This window comes from Ruegeria sp. AU67, from assembly GCF_900312795.1.
Classification (GTDB): Bacteria; Pseudomonadota; Alphaproteobacteria; order Rhodobacterales; family Rhodobacteraceae; genus Ruegeria; species Ruegeria atlantica.
In genome coordinates this window covers 1-1,295 of sequence record NZ_OMPH01000024.1, presented here as the reverse complement: position 1 = coordinate 1,295, position 1,295 = coordinate 1, and the positions used below count along the sequence as shown (strand labels likewise).

Here is a 1,295-nt window from a genome sequence, read left to right as displayed (position 1 = left end):
TGAACGCCAATCTCCGTGATACCGGATTTTTCACCCAGTCCCTGTCTGACCGTGATCCCGAGCTGTTCGGCTCGATCACATCCGAGCTGGGTCGTCAGCGCGACGAGATCGAGTTGATCGCATCCGAAAACATCGTCTCTGCCGCCGTGATGGAAGCACAAGGCTCGGTGATGACCAACAAATACGCCGAAGGCTATCCCGGGCGTCGCTATTATGGCGGCTGCCAGTATGTGGACATCGCCGAGAACCTGGCCATCGACCGCGCTAAAGAGCTGTTTGGCTGCGGCTTTGCCAACGTGCAGCCGAACTCAGGCTCTCAGGCCAACCAGGGCGTGTTCCAGGCACTGATCCAACCCGGCGACACCATTCTGGGCATGAGCCTGGACGCAGGCGGCCACCTGACCCACGGCGCCCGTCCCAACCAGTCGGGCAAGTGGTTCAATGCGGTGCAGTATGGCGTCCGCAAAGAAGACAACATGCTGGACTATGATCAGGTCGAGGCGCTGGCAAAAGAACACCAACCCAAGCTGATCATCGCCGGAGGCTCGGCCATTCCGCGACAGATCGACTTTGCCCGCATGCGCGAGATCGCCGACATGGTCGGCGCCTACCTGCACGTGGACATGGCGCACTTCGCCGGTCTGGTGGCAGCGGGTGAGCACCCCAGCCCCTTCCCGTATGCGCATGTGGCAACCACCACCACGCACAAAACCCTGCGCGGTCCGCGTGGCGGCATGATCCTGACCAATGATGAAGATATCGCTAAGAAAGTGAATTCAGCCATCTTCCCCGGCATTCAGGGCGGCCCGCTGATGCATGTGATCGCAGCCAAGGCAGTCGCCTTTGGAGAGGCGCTGCAGCCTGCGTTCAAGGATTACATCAAGCAGGTTGTGGTGAACGCACAGGCGCTGTCAGACCAGCTGATCAAGGGTGGTCTGGACACGGTGACCCACGGCACCGACACCCATGTGGTGCTGGTCGATCTGCGACCCAAAGGCGTAACCGGCAACATTGTCGACAAGGCTCTGGGCCGGGCGCACATCACCTGCAACAAGAACGGCGTGCCGTTTGACCCGGAAAAACCGACCATCACCTCGGGCATCCGTCTGGGCTCCCCCGCCGGCACCACCCGCGGCTTTGGCGAGATCGAATTCCGCCAGATCGCAGACTGGATCATCGAAGTGGTCGATGGTCTGGCCGCCAATGGCGAAGACGGCAATGGCGCGGTTGAAGCCAAGGTCAAAGCCGAGGTTGCAGAGCTTTGCGCTAAATTCCCGATCTATCCAAACCTGTAA

General features: G+C 60.3%; 1 protein-coding gene. It reads left to right on the top strand.

All coding sequences use genetic code 11. The features are described 5' to 3' along the window. The coding region (gene glyA / locus DK510_RS12290) for a serine hydroxymethyltransferase (protein WP_304572886.1) at positions 1 to 1,295 on the top strand (1,295 nt) is incomplete at its 5' end.